At 69.2% G+C, this 18,093-nt stretch carries 12 protein-coding genes; 8 read left to right on the top strand and 4 right to left on the bottom strand.

The genetic code is table 11. From position 1 onward, the window contains the following. Positions 1–39 precede the first annotated feature (39 nt). The gene (gene pcaG, locus AC07OH_RS23275) at positions 40–651 is read right to left on the bottom strand and encodes a protocatechuate 3,4-dioxygenase subunit alpha (protein WP_495275101.1); all 612 of its coding nucleotides are present in this window, start codon (positions 649–651) and stop codon (positions 40–42) included. Positions 652–663: 12 nt separating this feature from the next. Then, positions 664–1,386 (bottom strand): protocatechuate 3,4-dioxygenase subunit beta, encoded by a 723-nt coding sequence (gene pcaH, locus AC07OH_RS23270; protein WP_495302286.1) that lies wholly within the window; start codon positions 1,384–1,386, stop codon positions 664–666. A gap of 103 nt (positions 1,387–1,489) precedes the next feature. Between pcaH and AC07OH_RS23265 the strand changes: the two genes are divergently transcribed. Next, on the top strand, positions 1,490–2,485 hold the full coding sequence (locus tag AC07OH_RS23265) for a LysR substrate-binding domain-containing protein (RefSeq protein ID WP_495302285.1): 996 nt from the start codon (positions 1,490–1,492) through the stop codon (positions 2,483–2,485). A 7-nt stretch (positions 2,486–2,492) separates the two neighbouring features. Here the strand turns inward: AC07OH_RS23265 and AC07OH_RS23260 are convergent, their stop codons facing one another. Next, entirely contained in the window at positions 2,493–2,927 is a 435-nt protein-coding gene (locus tag AC07OH_RS23260; protein ID WP_070062687.1) for a DUF1841 family protein, read from the bottom strand. 286 nt (positions 2,928–3,213) lie between these two features. On the opposite strand from AC07OH_RS23260, the gene AC07OH_RS23255 reads away from it, so the two are divergent. From AC07OH_RS23255 to AC07OH_RS23225, 7 genes are all read left to right on the top strand, one after another. Further along, entirely contained in the window at positions 3,214–7,542 is a 4,329-nt protein-coding gene (locus AC07OH_RS23255) for a hypothetical protein (RefSeq protein ID WP_495302284.1), read from the top strand. Positions 7,543–7,631: 89 nt separating this feature from the next. Next, positions 7,632–8,129 (top strand): OmpA family protein, encoded by a 498-nt coding sequence (locus AC07OH_RS23250; protein ID WP_495302283.1) that lies wholly within the window; start codon positions 7,632–7,634, stop codon positions 8,127–8,129. Positions 8,130–8,240: 111 nt separating this feature from the next. Next, positions 8,241–11,339 (top strand): glutamate ligase domain-containing protein, encoded by a 3,099-nt coding sequence (locus AC07OH_RS23245; RefSeq protein WP_495302282.1) that lies wholly within the window; start codon positions 8,241–8,243, stop codon positions 11,337–11,339. Further along, the gene (locus AC07OH_RS23240) at positions 11,336–11,629 is read left to right on the top strand and encodes a hypothetical protein (RefSeq protein ID WP_489061614.1); all 294 of its coding nucleotides are present in this window, start codon (positions 11,336–11,338) and stop codon (positions 11,627–11,629) included. The genes AC07OH_RS23245 and AC07OH_RS23240 overlap by 4 nt, the downstream gene beginning before the upstream one ends. Before the next feature lie 91 nt (positions 11,630–11,720). Further along, on the top strand, positions 11,721–13,556 hold the full coding sequence (locus AC07OH_RS23235) for a peptidase domain-containing ABC transporter (RefSeq protein WP_495302281.1): 1,836 nt from the start codon (positions 11,721–11,723) through the stop codon (positions 13,554–13,556). Between the two features lie 79 nt (positions 13,557–13,635). Next, positions 13,636–14,931: an HlyD family type I secretion periplasmic adaptor subunit gene (locus AC07OH_RS23230; protein ID WP_489061759.1), complete on the top strand. Its 1,296-nt coding sequence runs from the start codon at positions 13,636–13,638 to the stop codon at positions 14,929–14,931. Beyond that, the gene (locus AC07OH_RS23225; RefSeq protein ID WP_495302280.1) at positions 14,928–16,505 is read left to right on the top strand and encodes a TolC family protein; all 1,578 of its coding nucleotides are present in this window, start codon (positions 14,928–14,930) and stop codon (positions 16,503–16,505) included. Before AC07OH_RS23230 ends, AC07OH_RS23225 begins: the two co-directional genes overlap by 4 nt. A gap of 167 nt (positions 16,506–16,672) precedes the next feature. Here the strand turns inward: AC07OH_RS23225 and AC07OH_RS23220 are convergent, their stop codons facing one another. Beyond that, positions 16,673–18,088 carry a sigma 54-interacting transcriptional regulator gene (locus AC07OH_RS23220; protein ID WP_495302279.1) on the bottom strand — a complete coding sequence of 472 codons (1,416 nt, stop codon included), beginning with the start codon at positions 18,086–18,088 and terminating at the stop codon, positions 16,673–16,675. Positions 18,089–18,093 lie beyond the last annotated feature (5 nt).

Below are 18,093 nucleotides of genomic sequence, written 5' to 3'. Positions count from 1 at the left end.
GCATCAGCGGGCTTTTTTTCGTCCGGATTTTCCCGGGGGTCAGACGTCGAAGAAGGCCGTTTCGTCGGCGCCCTGCATGCGGATGTCGAAGCGGTACGTCACGGCGCCGCCTTGTTCCACGCGCTCGGCGACTAGCGTGTGGCGGCGCTCGGCCGGCACGCTCTGCAGCACGGCGTCCTTCGCGTTGGCCTCGGCCTCGTCGCTGAAGTACACGCGGGTGAAGGCGTGCAGCAGCAGGCCGCGCATCAGCACGATCACGTTGATGTGCGGGGCTTCGCCGGGCGTCTCGGCGCCGGGCTTGACGGTGTGGAACACGAAGCGGTTCTGCGCGTCGGTGCCCGTGCCCACACGGCCGAAGGCGCGAAAGCCCAGGGCGCGCGCCTCGTCGGGCGTCTGCGGGTAGCGGCCTTCACCGTCGGGCTGGCTGATCTCGACCAGCGCGTCGTTGATCGGGTTGCCGTCGCCGTCGATCACGCGGCCTTCGAGGCGGATGCGCTGGCCGCTGGCGGTGTCCAGTGCCAGCACGGCGTCGAAGGGCTGGTTGAAGTTGTAGCCGTACTGCGTGGCGGTGAGGCCATAGGCGAAGTAGGGGCCCACGGTCTGCGAGGGGGTCTGGCCGAAGTCGGCTTCCTGTGCGGTCATCAATGGCATGGGGAATTCCTTTCAGCGGTTCTCGAACGGCGTTTCATCGGCGCCGCGCAGCACCATGTCGAACTGGTAGCCCAGGGCGTAGCCTTCCTCGGTGATGTCGAGGCTGAAGTCGGCAATGAGGCGGTTGCGGTAGCGCTCGGGCGTGCCGGTGACCATCGGGTCGTACTGCAGCAGCGGGTCGCCAGGGAAGTACATCTGCGTCACGAGGCGGCTGGCGAAGCTCTGGCCGAACAGCGACAGGTGGATGTGCTGCGGGCGCCAGGCGTTCGGGTGGTTGCCCCAGGGGTAGGCGCCGGGCTTGATGGTGAGGAAGCGGTAGCGGCCTTCGCTGTCGGTCAGGCAGCGGCCCGCGCCCAGGAAGTTGGGGTCCAGCGGGGCGTCGTGCTGGTCGACCTTGTGCACGTAGCGGCCCGAGGCGTTGGCCTGCCAGAGCTCGACCAGCGTGTTGGCCACCGGGCGGCGGCGCTCGTCGAGCACCTGGCCCGTGAGGATCATGCGTTCGCCCAGCGGCTCGCCGTTGACGCGTGCGTTGCGCGTGAGGTCGTGGTCGAACGCGCCGATGCTGTCGTGGCCGTACACCGGCTGCTGCAGCTCGCCGAGCGAGGCCTTCAGCGGAATGAGCGGCTTCTGCGGGCCGCGCTTGCCGGTCGACTTGTAGCCGGGGTAGATGTAGCTGGGGTGGGCCGCCCAGTCGCGCGGGGTGAGGGTGGGCTGAACGCCGCTCGTCTTGGTCATGTACGTTGTCTCCTGTCGTGGGACGAATCCGAAGCCCGCACTGTAGAAGTCGCGATCAATGATGTAAATTGAAGATTGTTCCAGTTTCAATAACCAGAAGGCATTGAAAAAGTCTCCCGCCGAGCTTCGCCAGGATTTCGTTCGCAACGTGCAGCTGCGGCACCTGCGCGCCTTCGTCGCGGTCGCGCAGGAGCGCCATCTGGCGCGCGCGGCCGAGCGGCTGGCGCTGAGCCAGCCGGCGGTGTCCAAGACGCTGTCGGAGCTCGAGGCCGTGGTCGGCACCCGCCTGGTGGAACGCAGCCAGGCCGGGCGCCGCGGCGTGCAGGGCCTCACGCCGGCCGGCGAACAGCTGCTGGCCCACGCCCTGCGCGTGCTCGAAGCGATGGATGCCAGCGCCCAGGCCGTGGCGCCGGCGGCGGGCGGGCGCATCGAGCGCCTGCGCATCGGCGCCTTGCCCAGCGTGGCGCCGGCGCTGTTGCCGGTGGCGCTGGCGCGGCTGCGCGAGGGCTGGCCGGCGGTGCAGATATTGGTGAAGAGCGCGGCCAACGCCGTGCTGCTCGACGAGCTGCGCGCCGGCGAGCTCGACCTCGTGGTCGGCCGCATGAGCGATCCGCGCCTCATGGGCGGCCTGAGCTTCGAGCTGCTGCACACCGAGCCGCTGGTGTTCGCCGTGCGCGCCGGCCATCCGCTCGCGCGCAAGCCGGCGCCGGTGCAGGCGGTGCTCGACTATCCGCTGGTCGTGTACGGCGAGGGCACGATCCCGCGCCACAACACCGAGAGCTTTTTGTCGGCACGCGGCCTGGCGCTGCCGCCCAATGCCCTGCAGACGCTCGACGTGGCGGTGGCGCGCGCGCTGGTGGCGGTGTCGGACGCGGTGTGGATCACGCCGCTGGGCGCTGCCCGCAGCGAGCTGGCCGACGGCCGCCTGGTGCGCCTGCCGATCGACACCACCGGCACCGAGGAGCCGGTCGGCCTCCTGCAGCGCAGCGAGGCCGAGCCGTCGCCGCTGCGTGCCGCGATGGCAGGACTGCTGCGCGAGGCTGCGAAGGCGCAGGGCGCGTTGCCGGCGCGCAAAGGAACGCCGCGCGCGACCGGCTGACGGTTCGTCAGTCCTTCGTGGCGCGGCGCTGCACGCACGCCACATAGCCATCGCCGTCCGGCGGGCGTCCCGCGCGCTGGCTCTCCCACATCATCTGGCCCAGGCAATCCATCGCCTCGTGGTGCGCATGCAGCAGCGAGCCGCGGCGCGCGGCCAGCAGCTCGACGGCCTGGCGAATGCCGCGCGGCTGGTCGATGGAGCACTGCTCGCTGATCGACAGGTGCATCGACAGATGCAGGAACGGGTTCTCGCGGCCGTTCGATCCGTCATAGACCCGCGCCACGGCCGCGTCGGCGTCGAGCAGGTCCTCGTGGTACTCGGGGTGCTCGTCGATCCAGCCGGCCGCGATGGTCTCCAGCGGTTCCATCGGCAGGCCCTGCCGGTGCTTGGCGTACACGTCGCAGAAGAAGCGGCGCACGTCTTCCTGGGAGGGATTGAACATATATAGAAGAGAGAAGAAGAGAAGAGAAAAACGGGCAGCGCCGGGGCTGTTGAAAGTGCGCGGGACACGTCCGGCGTTCCGGGTACGAAGGGTTACACCGTAACGTAACGAATCGCGAAATGACCTCCTTACGGCCTGTTTCGGATGTCGGTGCGCGCGGCGGTTTTCAGAAAAATACCCATGTAAATCAATCACTTGAAGCGCGGACGGCGCGGCATTGGCACAGCGGCAGAAAAGCGGCACGCAAGTTGCCCCTGTAGATGCATCTTTTGTCACAGAGGCTGCCATGACCGCTCCACAAGCATCGACCGTTTCGACCGAAGGGCTCTCCGCCAATGGCGCTGCGCCCGTGCTTCTTGCCCAAGCCACCGTCACGCCGCTAGGCACGCCGGGCATGAGCGCCGGCGCCTCCGCCGCGCCTGCGGCCGTGGCGTCTTCCAGCGTGGGCACATTGTCCAATGCTACGCCCGGCGTTGCAGTGATGCGCGAGGGTGTCCGCATTCCGGTGGACGGCAATCAGACCCTGATGGCCGGCGACCGCGTGATCGTGCCGGACGGCGGCCAGGCCAACGTGCTGTTCCCCGGATCGGCTTCCAACAAGGCGCCGCTGGCCGGCGTCTTCACCGGCGGCACCGATGCAACCATCGGCTCGACCAAGCTGCCCGGTGGCCTCGAACAAGTGAATGTGGACGTCGCCTCGGGCGACCTGCAAGTGACCCCGCCGGACAGCGACGCCGATGCGGCTGCGCTGGCCGTGACCAAGAAGACCGCGGCCGGCAGCGGCATCGGCCTCGGTGAATTCGCGCTGGGCGCCCTGGGCGCCGTGGCGCTGGGCGCCGCACTCAGCGGTGGCGGCGGCGACGGTGGCACCACCGGCTTCCCGCTGTTCGTGGGCGGCCCGGGCGGTGACTCCGATGCGGACGCTGATTCGGACTCGGATTCGGATTCGGATTCGGACAGCGACTCTGACTCCGATTCGGACTCGGACTCGGACAGCGACTCGGATTCGGATGCCGATTCGGACAGCGATTCGGATTCGGATTCGGACTCCGACAGCGATTCGGACTCCGACAGCGATTCGGACTCTGACTCCGATTCGGACAGTGACTCGGACTCGGACAGTGACTCCGACTCCGACAGCGATTCGGACTCCGACAGCGATTCGGACTCTGATTCGGACTCCGACAGTGACTCGGACTCGGACAGCGACTCCGACTCCGACTCCGACTCCGACTCCGACTCCGACTCCGACTCCGACTCCGACTCCGACAGTGACTCCGATTCGGACAGCGATTCAGACTCCGACTCGGACAGCGACTCCGACAGCGATTCGGATTCCGACTCCGACTCCGATTCGGACAGTGACTCCGACTCGGATTCCGACGCAGACGCCGACCACCTGCTCGACCCCGCCGACGGCATCGTGGGTGGCGTGCTCGACGGCGTGGACGACGCGCTCGGCCTCGGCGGCGCGCTGACCCCGGTGACCGATGTGGTGGACAACCTGACCGACGTCGTCGACGACGTGCTGGCGCCGCTGCTCGGCGAAGAGTTCCAGGCCAATAACCCGAACCAGCTCGACCCGGTGGACAACCTCGTGGGCAGCATCACCAATCCATTGGGCGGCACGCTCAGCCCGATCCTCGATCCGTTGCTGGGTGCCGGCGCGGCCGGTGCCATCACCGGCGGCCTGCTCCACCAGGTCGACTACGTGACCGATGCGCTCAACAACGGGCTCGAGAACCTCATCGGTGACAACGGCATCGTCAGCGGCCTGACCGACGCCCTCGGCCTGGGCGGCGTGACCGACCAACTGCTGGGCGACGACGGTGCACTCGGCGGCCTGCTGCAGAACGTGATCGGCGAAGGCAGCCTCGTGCAAGGCCTGCTGGCCGAAGACGGCCTGGTCGGTGGCCTGCTGGCACCCGATGGCCTCGTGGGCGGCCTCATCGGTGAAGGCAGCGCCGTCGGCGGCCTGCTGGACACCGTGCTCGGCGACGACGGCCTGGTCGGCGGGCTGCTCGGCGACGGCGCCCTCGGCAACCTCACCGGCGGCCTGCTCGGCGCGGACGGCCTGCTGGGCGGCCTGCTCGGCGACGACAGCGCCCTGGGCGGCCTGCTGGGTGACGACGGCCTCGTGGGCGGCCTGCTCGGCGGCGACGGCGTGCTGGCCGGCCTGGCCGGTTCGGAAGGCCTCACCGGCGAACTGCTCGGCCAGGGCGGCCTCATCGACAACCTGCTCGGCCAGGATGGCGCGATCTCCGGCCTGCTCGCCGACAGCCCGCTGGGCGGTCTGCTCGGCGGCGACGACGGCCTGCTGGGCGGCCTGCTCGGTGGTGTCATCGGCGAAGGCGGCCCCATCGGCGGCCTGCTCGGCAACGACGGCCTCGTCGGCGGCCTGCTGAGCGACGACGGCCTGCTGGGCGGTGTGCTCGGCAGCGACGGCCCGGTGGGCGGCCTGCTGGGTGACGACGGCCTGCTCGGTGGCCTGCTCGGCGATGCCGGCCCCATCGGCGGCCTGCTCGGCGAGGACGGCGTGCTGGGCGGCGTGCTCGGCGACAACGGCCTGGTCGGCGGTCTGCTCGGCGGCACCGGCCCCATCGGTGGCCTGCTCGGTGACGACGGCCTGCTCGGCGGCCTGCTGGGCGACAACGGCCCGCTGGGTGGCCTGCTCGGCGGCGACGGCGCCGGCGGCCTGCTCGGACCGGACGGCATCGTCGGTGGTCTCCTGGGCAATGACGGCCCCGTGGGCGGCCTGCTCGGTGAAGAAGGCCTCATCGGCGGTCTGCTGGGCGGCGTGCTCGGCGGCATCGGCGGTGGCGGCACCCCTGGCACCGGCGCAGCCCTGCTCGACCCGGCCGACAGCGTGGTGGCCGGCCTGGTCAACGGCCTGAACAACGGCGTGCTCGGCGACCTCGGCCTGGGCGACGTGCTGGCGCCGGTCTCACAACTGACCGACAGCCTGACCGACACGGTCGACGGCCTGCTGGCCCCGGTGCTTGGTTCCAGCTTCACGCCGAACGACCCGAACGTGCTCGACCCGGCCGACAGCCTCGTTGACGACGTGACGGACGGCGTGGGTGGCCTGGTCAGCCCGGTGGTCGACCAGCTGCTCGGCGCCGGCGCAACGAACGGCCTGCTGAACGCGGTCGACACGCAGGTCGACTTCGTGACTGACGGCGTGGCCAACCTGATCGGTGGCGATGGCCTGCTGGGTGGCGTCCTTGGCGGCGACGGCGGCCTGTTGGGCGGCGTCCTCGGCGGTGAAGGCGGTCTGCTCGGCGGCGTGCTGGGTGAAGGCGGCCTCCTGGGTGGCGTCCTCGGCGGCGACGGTGGTCTGCTCGGCGGCGTGCTGGGTGACGACGGCCTGCTGGGCGGCTTGCTCGGCGGTGAAGGCGGTCTGCTTGGCGGTGTGCTGGGTGAAGGCGGCCTCTTGGGCGGCGTCCTCGGCGGCGACGGTGGCCTGCTTGGCGGCGTGCTGGGCGACGACGGTCTGCTGGGCGGCTTGCTTGGCGGCGACGGCGGCCTGCTCGGTGGCGTGCTGGGTGACGACGGCCTCCTGGGCGGCGTCCTCGGCGGCGATGGCGGCCTGCTCGGCGGTGTGCTGGGTGACGACGGCCTGCTGGGTGGCGTACTCGGCGGCGACGGCGGCTTGCTCGGCGGCATCCTCGGTGACGACGGCCTTCTGGGCGGTGTCCTCGGCGGTGACGGTGGTCTGCTCGGCGGTGTGCTGGGTGACGACGGCCTGCTGGGTGGCGTTCTCGGCGGTGACGGCGGCTTGCTCGGCGGCATCCTCGGCGACGACGGCCTCCTGGGCGGTGTCCTCGGCGGCGTGACTGGCGGTGGCGCTGGTGGCCTGCTCGACGGCGTGCTGGGTGATGACGGCCTCTTGGGCGGCGTCCTCGGCGGCGTGACCGGCGGTGGCGCCGGCGGCCTGCTCGATGGCGTGCTGGGTGACGACGGCCTCCTGGGCGGTGTCCTCGGTGGTGTGACCGGCGGCGATGCTGGCGGCCTGCTCGGCGGCATCCTGGGTGATGACGGCCTGCTGGGCGGTGTCCTCGGCGGCGTGACTGGCGGTGGCGCCGGCGGCCTGCTCGACGGCGTGCTGGGTGACGACGGCCTGCTCGGTGGCGTCCTCGGCGGTGACGGCGGCCTTCTGGGCGGCGTCCTCGGCGGCAGCGAAGGCGGCTTGCTCGGCGGCGTCCTTGGTGACGACGGCCTGGTCGGCAGCCTGCTCGGTGCCGACGGTCTCGTGGGCGGCCTGCTCGGCGGCCTGACGGGCGGCGCTGAGCCGGTCGCCGGCATCCTGGAGCCGGTCACCAGCATCCTCGACGGCGTGACGGGTGCAACGGGCTCGGCAGGTTCTGCCGGCTCGCTGGTCTCGACGGTGGTCGACACCGTGACCCATGCCGCAGCCCCGGTGACCGACATCCTCGCCGGCACCCCGGCAGCCCCGGTGGCCGCGGTCGTGACCGGTGTGCTGGACACGGTCGAACACACGGTGGCCCCGGTGCTCGACAACGTGCTCACCCCGATCACCAGCCTGCTCGACCAGAGCCCGGCCGGCGGTGCCCTGGCACCCGTGACGAACATCCTGCACGGCCTGCTGGGCTGATCCAAGGACACGAAGAAGGAGGAAGGGAAACCTCGATAGCAAGCAGACAGGGACGGGCCGTCAGCGGCCCGTCCCGCGAAAGGACCGTCATGAACAAGAATTTCCGGATACTGGCCCTCGTGGCAATGGGCGCAAGCCTCGCTGCCTGCGGTGTGCCTCCCAAGGGCGGTCGCGACGACGCGACCTACTACTACTCCAACAAGAGCGTGCGCGAAGTGCCCAAGGTGGAGCCGGCGCCGCCACCGCCGCCGCCGAACACGCCGGCCAAGATCGTCTACTTCGACTTCGACAAATACGACGTCAGGGCCGGCGACCGCAGCATCGTCGAGGCGCACGCGGGCTACATGCGCAACCGGCCGGCGAGCCGGGTCGTGATCGAAGGCCACACCGACCTGCGCGGCGGCCGCGAGTACAACCTCGCGCTCGGCCAGCGCCGCGCCGAGGCCGTGCAACGCATGCTCACGCAAATGGGCGTGCCGGGCGAACGCATCGAAGCCATCAGCTGGGGCCTTGAAAAGCCCGCATCGCTTGCCACCACCGAGGAGGGCCATCAGCTCAATCGTCGCGCCGAGTTCAGCTACCGCTGAATCGGGAGCACGCGATGATTTCACGGGCGGCTTCCGGTCCGCGATCACGTCATTCAAGCGAGAGCAGATGACGGACGCGACCGGCCTTCGCCCGCATTCGACCGGGGCCGAATGATGTCCTTCTCAGACCAGCTCCACGCCTGCCACGAGCGCCTGGTGTCCGTGTGCGCGGCGTTGCCTGCCCCGTACCCGGCCTTCACGCTCTTCTTCTCGGTGAGCGACGGCGCGCAGCGTGCGCACGTCGTGCATGCGCGGGCCGACGACTTCGAGACCGCCTGGCGCGAAGGCGCCGACCTGGTCGAGCGATGGGTGCGCGAGCGCGGCATCGTCTCGCCCTGGCTGCGCATCGACTGGGTCGAGGGCGCCAGCCCGATGGACTGGACACAGTTCAAGACCCAGCTCACTGCGGTCAAGCGCAACTACTTCCGGCTCGGCCTGGCCTTCGACCAGGATTTCGGCTTCGCCTTCACCGAGCAGGAACTCAACGCCAACGCCATGCTGTGCGGCGATTCGACCATCGCCCATTCGGTGGTGAACGCGCGCAACTTCGACGTCTATGCGCAGGCCCGCTTCGAGCGCACGCTGCCGCTGGAAGAGTCGTCCGAGCGCACGGTGTACCTGCTGGCCACGGTCGGCGTGTTCTGCCAGCCCGACGGCGTGGTGCACAAGCTCGTGGGCACGGGGCTCGACGCAGGCCGCCGGCAGCTGCCGGCGCTCAACCCGCAGTCGGTGCTCGAGCTGGTGCGCAGCGGCTCGTCGTACCTGGCGCGCCAGATGCAGAGCGACGGCCTGTTCGTGTACGGCTACTTTCCGTGCTTCGACCGCCGCATTCCGACCTACGACGCGATGCGCCACGCGGGCACCGTGCACGCCATGCTCGAGGCTTGGGAGCTCACGCGCGACGACACGCTGCGCGCGGCCATCGACCGCGCCATCGACCACCTCAGCGATGCGCTGATCCGCGACTACACGCTGCCCGACGGCCGCGAGGTCGCGTACCTCGTCGACACCGGCGGCGAGATCAAGCTGGGCGGCAACGCGGCGTGCGTGCGCATGTTCGTGCGCTACTGCGAGCTGATGGAAACGCGCCACTGGCTGCCGCTGCTCGAGAAGCTCGCGCTGGGCATCGTGGCGCTGCAGGACCCCACCAGCGGGCGCTTCGACCACGTGCTGCACGCGGCCGACCTGACGCTCAAGCAGGCCTCGCGCGTCATCTTCTACGACGGCGAGGCGGCCTTCGGCCTCATGCGCCTGTACGGCCTCACGCGCGATCCGCGCTGGCTGGCCGCGGTCGAGAAAGCCTTCGACCATTTCATTGCAAGCCAGCACTGGCAGTCGCACGACCACTGGCTCAGCGGTTGCGTGAACGAGCTCACGCAGTGGAGCCCGCAGGAGCGCTACTTCCGATTCGGGCTGCAGAACGTGGCGGGCTACCTGGACTTCGTGCTCGACCGCAAGACCACCTTTCCCACGCTGCTCAGCCTCATGCTGGCGGCGCAGCAGATGCTGCAGCGGCTGGAGAGCATGCCCGCCATGCGGCACCTGCTCGACGAGCTGGACACCGAGAAGTTCTACCGCGCGCTCGACTACCGCGCGCACTACCTGCTCAACGGTTTCTTCTGGCCCGAGATGGCGATGTACTTTCGCCGGCCGTCCACGGTCGTCGGCGCCTTCTTCGTGCGGCACCACTCGTTCCGCGTGCGCATCGACGACGTCGAGCAGTACGTGACGGGCTTCGCGGCCTACCACCGCTACCTGCTGGACCGGCGCAGCCAGCCCGGCGGCCCCGGTCCCGGAGGCAGTGGCGGCGGCGGCGGGTTGCGCGACGACGGCGCCGTGTGGACCGCCAGCGAGATGGCCCGCGTGACTGGCGGCGAATGGGTGGTCAAGCCCGAGGACGGCTGGCGCGCCACCGGCGTGACCCAGCGCACCTTCATGCGCAAGGGCCGCGTCGTGTTCGAACACCAGGCCCGGCCCTCGAAGACGCCGCTGGCGGCAGTCACGCTCAAGGGCGTGCTGCAGCCGGCCGCGGCCGTGCTGTGCACCGACCCCAAGCCGCACCTGGACAAGCGCGTGCCCGTGCTGAAGGTGGCCAACGTGCTGCAGGCCGTGCTCGAGCTGGGCGACCATGCGCGCACCGAGTTCACCGGCCGCGTGTGCGGCGTGCTGGGCAGCGGCGCGGGCAGCAGCACCGTGGCCGCCATGCTGGCCGGCGCGCTCACCGTGTGGGGCGAGGTGGCGCAGCCCGAAGGCAGCATCAGCCTGCCGTCGGGCATTGCATGGAACCTCACCTGCATGCCGCGCCATGCCGCCTACTGGGTGCTCGAGATGGGCACCTCGCACATGCCCGCATCGGCGCAGCTCATGCGGCCGTCGCTCATCGTGGTGACGGGCATTTCGGCCGCATCGCAGAAGCACCGCGGCCCGTCGGAGGCCGCCGCGCGGCTCGACTGCCGCATGTTCCAGGCCATGGCCGCGGGCGACCGCGTGGTGCTCAACCGCGACATGCCCGAGTTCGCCACCTTCGCCGAAGCCGCGATGGCGCACCAGCTGCAGATCGTGACCTACGGCGAGCACAAGGACGCCGACGTGCGCCTGCTCGCCTTCGACCACGGCGAGGTGCAGGCCGAGGTGGCGGGCGAGCCCTTTCAGCTGCGCCTGAACGCGCCGGGCCGCCACATGGGCGCCAGCGCCGTCGCCGCGCTGGCCGCGCTGCAGGCGCTGCGCCTGCCGCTGGCCGCCGCGGTCGAACCCTTTGCGCACTTCGAGCCGCCAGGCGGACGCGGTGCGCTGCACACCATTCACATCGGCGGCGGGAGCTTCAAGCTGATCGATGAAACCTACGACGCCAACCCGAGTTCGATGCGGGCGGCGCTGGAGTTGCTGTCACAAGCCCCCTGCGAGCCCGCGCGCCGGGTGGCCATCCTGGGCGACATGCAGGAGCTGGGGCCCGCGGCGCAACGCCATCACCTCGATCTGGAGGCCGAGTTGCTGGCGTCGCAACCTGACCGCGTGCTCCTGTGCGGACCCTTGATGCGGGCGCTTCACACGCGCATCCGCACCAAGGTCCGCTCCCATTGGTTTGTCGATGTGTCCGACCTCTCCACCGCACTCGGCGGGCTGCTGCAACCAGGCGACTGGGTGCTGGCCAAAAGCTCCGCCGGTGTCGGTCTTTCCCGGCTCGCCCGGGTTCTGAAAGCACTGCCATGAGATGGAACGCACTGGTCCACATTCCCTATGAATCCGAACGCGAGGCACCGCCGCGGCGCTGGTGGCTGGGCTGGTTGCAGCTGCTGTGCGCCTGGGTGCTGCTCATGCTGCTGTGCGCCAACATCGCGCTCGTTTTCGCCGAAGGCCTGCCGGGCACATCCGGCCGCACCGCGACCCACAGTTACACGCATAAAACGATGAATTGCACGCTCAGGGAAAACGCCGCGCCACAAGGAACGCGCGGCGTGGAATCGACCGGTCCGGCGCAGGTTCGCGCACACCGATGCTGAGAGGCATCAGAGGCGAATTTTTGCCTTGTAACAGACGGGTAACAGTTGATAATGGCGCTGGCGTCGTTGCCCGACGGATCGGTCTTTCTTCATGATCAAGTTCCTCTTGCCCAGCCAGCTGGTTGCCGACAGGCCGGAAACGCCCGGCGCCAGTCCGTATGCCGGTGCGCTGAGCGATGCGTTTCGTGCGGCCTACCCCCTCGTCAAGAGCGCGGCGTGGCTGTCGCTGCCCGTCAGCCTGTTCGGCCTGCTGCCTTCCATCTTCCTGCTCCAGGTGTATGACCGCGTGCTCTCGCGCAGCGGCGTCTCCACGCTCGCGGCGCTGGTGTGCGGCATCCTGTTCTTCCTGTGCATCGAGTTCTGGCTGCGCACGCGGCGTTCGCGCCTGCTGCGCAACGCGGGCGCGACCGTCGACCACGGCGTGTCGAGCGCGCTGCTGCACTCCATGCTCGGTCGCCCGCTGCGCGCGCTCGAAGCGCGACCGGCTTCGTCCTGGCAGCTGTACTTTCGCGACGTGGGGGCCGTGCGCGGCACCGTCACCGGCGGGCTCGCGCAGTCGATCTTCGATCTGCCGATGGCGATCTTCGCGCTCGTGGTGATCGGCATCGTCGCGCTGCCGGTGCTGCCGGTGGTGGTGGCCTTCCTGGCCATCATGTCGTTCCTGGCCTGGTGGTGGGCCGACGAAGTGCGCGCCGGCCGCGTGGAAGAAGTGCTGCGCGGGCGCGGCCTGGACCGCATCACCTCCGAGATCTGCCATGCGCGCGAGACGCTCAAGGCGCAGTCGAACGACGGCCCGACCATCGAGGTCTGGCAGCAGACCTACAACGCCTGGCTCAGCGAGAGCTTCGGCAAGAACGGCCAGATCGAAACCGCGCGCGACGGCACCACCGTGCTGCTCACCGTGTTCTCGGTCATCGTCGTCACCGTCGGCGCCATCTCCGTCATGCAGCAGTGGATGACGGTGGGCGGCCTCGTCGCCTCCAACATGCTCGCGCTGAAGGCGCTGCAGCCGGTGGCCGGGCTGGTGTCGAACTGGCGCTCGCTGGCCACCGCCAAGGAAGCCGCCAAGCGCCTGGAGACCGTGCTCGGCGAGCCGGTCGAGAAGGCGCCCACCGGCATGGCGCTGCCGCAGCCGCTGGGCCGCGTCACGCTCAAGGACGTGAGCTTCAGCTTCACCGAAGACGCACCGCAGCCCGTGCTGGAAAACGTCGACCTCGACATCGGCCCCGGCGGCCTGCATGTGATCGTCGGGCGCAACGGCGCGGGCAAGTCGACGCTCGTGAAGCTGCTGTCGGGCCTGTACACGCCCACGCACGGCGTGGTGAGCATCGGCGAGTACGACCTGTCGCAGTTCGGCCGCGAAGAGCTGTCGCGCTGGATCAGCTACCTCTCGCAAGAGGTCTACTGGTTCGGCGGCCCGCTCGTCGACACCATGCGCCGCGGTGCGCCGGGCCAGAGCGACGAGCAGATCGTCGCGGCCTGCAAGCTCTCGGGCGCGCACGACTTCATCTCGCGCCTGCCCGACGGCTACCGCACCGTGGTGGGCGAGGGCGGCACCGGCTTCTCCGTGGGCGAGCGGCGCAAGCTCGCGCTGGCCATGAGCTTCCTGCGCAAGCCCTCGGTGCTGGTGCTCGACGAGCCCAGCAACGACCTCGATTTTCAAAGCGAGCGCAACCTGCTCGCGACCATGCTCGCGGTGGCCAAGGTGCGCACCGTGGTCGTGGTCACGCACTCGCTGCGCATCGTGTCGGCGGCCACCACCGTCTATCACGTCACCGGCCAGGGCAACGTGGAGGTCGGCTCCGCGGCCGTCATGGTGCCCAAGCTCTTCGGCGTGAAGAAGCCGCTGGTGGCGCTGGGCGACAGCGAGGATGGCAGCAGCAACAGCAATGCCGGTGTCTCCACCGCTTCGCGCTCGATGGCCTGAGCGACTTGCGTGATCGATTGATTGACCGACTGACAGACAGAGACAGGGGTACGGGATTTTGAAACCAGACTTGCCGCAGGTGCTTCAGGGCGAGAGCGAGAAACAGGCGGCGCAGACCACGCCGCAAGGCCGGCGGCGCCAGTGGATCATCGGCGGCGCGGTCGCGGTGCTGGCGGTGGTGGGGCTCGGCTTTCCGATGGAGACCGTCGTCGTCGCGCCGGGCCGCGTGATCCCCTCCGACCGCGTGAAGTCGATCCAGCACTTGGAAGGCGGCATCGTCAGCAACGTGCTCGTGAAAGAAGGCGACAAGGTCAAGCAGGGCCAGTCGCTCGTCGAGATCGACCTGGGCGGCAGCGGCCTGAACTTCGAAGAGCTCACCGCGCGCAATGCCGCCACGCAGGCCACCCGCGTGCGGCTCATTGCCGAGAGCCGCGGCCAGCCGCTCAAGCGCGATTCGTTCGATGCCGACATCGACGAGGCCGTGCTCGAAGGCGAGGTCGGTGCCTACCAGGCGCGCGCGCTCGAACAGCGCGGTGTCATGGCCGGCGCCGTGTCGAACCTGGAGCAGGCACGCAGCAAGCAGCTCGAACAGCAGGCCAAGGTCAAGGGCCTGGGCGACCGGCTGGAGCTGATGCAGAAAGAGCAGGAGATCTCCGAACAACTGCTCAGCGAAAAACTCGTCGGCCAGGTCGAGGTGCTCGAGAAGCGCCGCCAGGCCGAAGGCGTGCGCAGCGAACTCGCCGTGGCGCGCCAGGGCGTGATCTCGGCGCAGGCCGCCATCACCGAAGCACAGGCCAAGATGGCCGAGGCCGAGGGCCGCTTTCGCCGCCGCGCCTCGGACGAACTCGCCACCGTCGAACGCCAGTTCGCCAGCCTGAGCGAAGACCTTGCACGCGCCCGCACCCAACGCTCGCGCACGGTGGTGAAGGCGCCGGCCGACGGCATCGTGAAGGGCCTGCGCAGCGGCAGCCCCGGCTGGGTCGTGAAGCCCGGCGAATCCATCCTGGAGGTCGTGCCCGACGAGGACGAGATCATGGTCGAGGCGCGCCTCAACCCGAACGACCGCGGCTTTGTCGAAGTGGGGCAAGAGGCGCGCGTGAAGATCACCGCCTACGACTACCTGCGCTACGGCGCCGTCGACGGCAAGGTCAAGCTCGTGGCGGCCGACGCCGACCGCGATGCCGCCATTGCCAACGGCACGCCGTACTACCGGCTGCTCATCAGCATGTCGCAGTCGCACGTGGGGCGAAAGGAAAACCGCATCACCGCCGGCATGGAGTCCGAAGTCGACCTGCGCGTGGGGACCGATCCGTTCATCTGGTACATCCTGCGGCCTGTGCTCAAACTGCGGCGCGAAGCCTTCCGCGAACCATGAGCAAGCCCGTGTTGCCGGGCCGGCGCGTGCGCATCGCCCCGGGTGTGCTCTGCGCGACCTTGTGCGTCAGCATGGCGCTGCCGCCCACCGCGCATGCCCAACAGACATCCGCTGAACAGGACGAGCCACCTGCCGCGCTCGCGTTCTCGCGCCGCCTGTCTTCGCCTTCTCTGGGCGCCGCGAGTTCTGCGCAGCGCGTGAAGCAGGCGCTCATTGCGCTGTCGCAGGAATACCCCGAGGTGCTGACCGCACAGGCCACCGCCAGCACCAGCAGCTTCGGCGTGGACGCGGCCCGCATGGCGCGCTACCCGCGCTTCAAGGTCGGCACGTCGTCGGGCACCTACAACAGCGGCGCCAAGGACGCGCAGAGCCAGAGCTACACCGTGCTCACCGCCGAGGCGCGCGTGAGCCTGATCGACGGCGGCGCCATGAGCGCCGCACAGCGCGCCGCCGAACTGGCCAACCAGGCCGACGACGAAGCCGTCGTCACCACCTCGCAGAAGGTCGTGCTGGACGCGCTCACCGCCTACCTGCAGGTGCAGCGCTTCGATCTGAAAAAGCAGATCGCGCACCGCGCCACCGAGGTCGTGGCCGAACTGTCGAAGGCCGAGGCGCGGCGCGTGGCGCTCGGCGTGAGCGGCGACAACGACCTCAACATGGCCGCCTCGCGGCGCGCCCTCGTGGCCGCGCGCGAGTCCGACTTCGAAGCCCAGCGCGACGAGGCGCTGGCCAAGTTCCGCAACTACTTCAAGTTCTCGCCCAACCCCGAATCGCTGCCCGTGCTCGCCGCGCCGTCGCACTGGCGCATCGGCTCGCAGGAAGAAGCGCTGCGTCGCGCCGAAGCGCGCAGCACCGAACTGGCCGAAGCGCAGGGCCGCGTGGCACGTGCGCGCGCGCTGGTCGACCAGACGGAGGCCAGCCTGTACCCCACGCTCGACGCCGTCGTCGTGAAGAGCAAGGACCCGCGCGGCGTGTCGCCGCAAGACCCGACGCGCGCCGCGTTTGAACTGAACTGGAACTTCGGCAACGGCTTCGACCGCCAGCTCAAGCTCAAGGGCGCCCTGGCTGAAGTCGCGAACCAGGAAGCCAAGATGGAGGGCGTGAAGCTCAACCTGATGGAGCTCACCGCGTCGTCGTGGTCCCGCACCGTGGCTGGCCGCGAACGCGAGCGCCAGTTGATGGAAGCCGTCAGCACGTCAGGCCAGGCCTTCCGCGGCCGCCGCCGTCTCATGGAGTTCGGCCGCGAGACCCTGCCCAAGGTGCTCGATGCGCAGCTGGACTACTACACGCTGCTGTTCGACTACATCGACGGCGTGTTCGACCTGCGCATTTCGGAGCTGCGCCTGGCGCGCACCACCGGCGAACTGCGCATCGACCCCATCGGCGCCAACAACTGGATCGACCGCATCTTCGGCCCCCCGAGCCGCAACGTCTTGACCGAAGACGGCCTGCTGGGCGCGCTGTGCATCTCGAGCAACACGACGTGTGCCACCGAACCCGTGGTCGACCGCTCGCCGGGTGCATCGTTCACGAACCCGCCGCTGCGCAGGACGACGCGCCTCGGAATCAACTGACCCACGAGGCAAGCGCCAGCGAAGCCCGTTGGTGAAACACCGAGGAACCGGCTTTGCCGGGCCTCTGGTGTTGCCCCCGGTAGGGGTTGGCGAAGCGACACGAAGTGCGCGCAGGCTGGGGGTGAGCCCAGTGCTCGACACGAAGTGCCGCGCAGCCTGGGGGCGAGCTAAGTTTCTTCGGGGATGCCGGGTTCGCCGTCGAGGATCTGGTACTTGCGCATCTTCTCCCACAGCACCTTGCGGCTGATGCCCAGGTGCTGCGCGGTGTCCTGACGCTTCCAGTCGTTGATCTCCAACGCCGCGATGATGCGATTGCGCTCGCTGCTGTTCCAGCCCTTGCGGTCGCCGTTCGCGTCGAGCGCGACCCCTGTGCCGTTGCGATCGGTAGCGAGCGTCGCCGGTGCCGGCGTGCCGCGCGTGAGCGCGATCGCGCGCTGGATGAGGTTCTGGTCCCAGCTGTGCAACTGCCGCGCGATCACACCCACGCGCTCCGCGAGATTGCGCAGCTGCCGCACATTGCCCGGGAAGTAGGTTTCGGCCACCGCATCGCTGAGCCAGTGCGGCGTTTCGCCCAAGGCTTCGAGCTCGTCGCCCAGCACGTTCGTCAGCAGCGCCTTGAAGATCGCGATCTTGTCGATCTCGCCGCGCTCTTCGAGGCTGGGCACATGCAGCTCGATGACCGCCAGCCGGTAGAACAGGTCGGCCCGGAACTCGCCACTCGCCACCATTTCGCGCAGGTTGCGGTTCGTCGCCGCCACGAGCCGGAAGTCGACGCGAATTGGCGACGTCGCGCCCAGCCGCGTGACCGCACTGTCTTCAAGCACGCGCAGTAGCTTGACCTGCTGGTAGCGAGGCAAGTCACCGATCTCGTCAAGGAACAGCGTGCCGCCCGTGGCCTGCTCGAAGTACCCGCGGTGTGCGTGCACCGCGCCCGTGAACGAGCCCTTCGTGTGGCCGAAGAACAGCGACTCGAACAGCCCATCAGGAATCGCACCGCAGTTCACCGCCACGAACGCGCCCTTGCCGTACTGCTGGTGCCCGATGTGAAGTTGTTGTGCGATGCGCTCCTTGCCGACACCGGTCTCACCGCGCACCAGCACCGGGTGGTTGCAATCGGCAAAGGCGCCCACTTCAGCGAGCAGCCCTTTCATCGCATCGGAATGCGCCACCAGCATGTCGGGCGCCTGCGGCGCGACATCGCGCGCGCGCAGCTGGCGCACCAGCTTGGCCACCATCGTGCGCAGCTCGGCGCAGGTGAAGTCGTAGGGCAGGACGTGCAGGTACTCAGGCGGATACGTGCGCGAGTCGCGCTCGCGCGAAGCCGCAGCGACCCAGATCACGGGCATGCCTTGCAGCAGCTCGGTCGCGTGCGGCAGCCCGCCGCCGTCGATCACAGTGACGCTGATGATCGCGACGGAAGGACGCAATGCGACACCGCGGTCCTGCTGAGGCGGCGGCAGGCCATCGGCCCGGATGACTTCCACGTCGAAGCTCGCCATGCACCGCGCAATGCGGTCGAGGATGTCGGCTTTGCCTTCCCAGACAAAGAGGTCGAGTTCGTCGAAGTTGGAGGCAGGATTCATCGAAA

It is taken from the genome of Variovorax sp. GW821-FHT10C12, from assembly GCF_059415405.1.
Note: the sequence above shows the minus strand (reverse complement) of the source record. Positions and strands in the feature narration are given on the sequence as shown.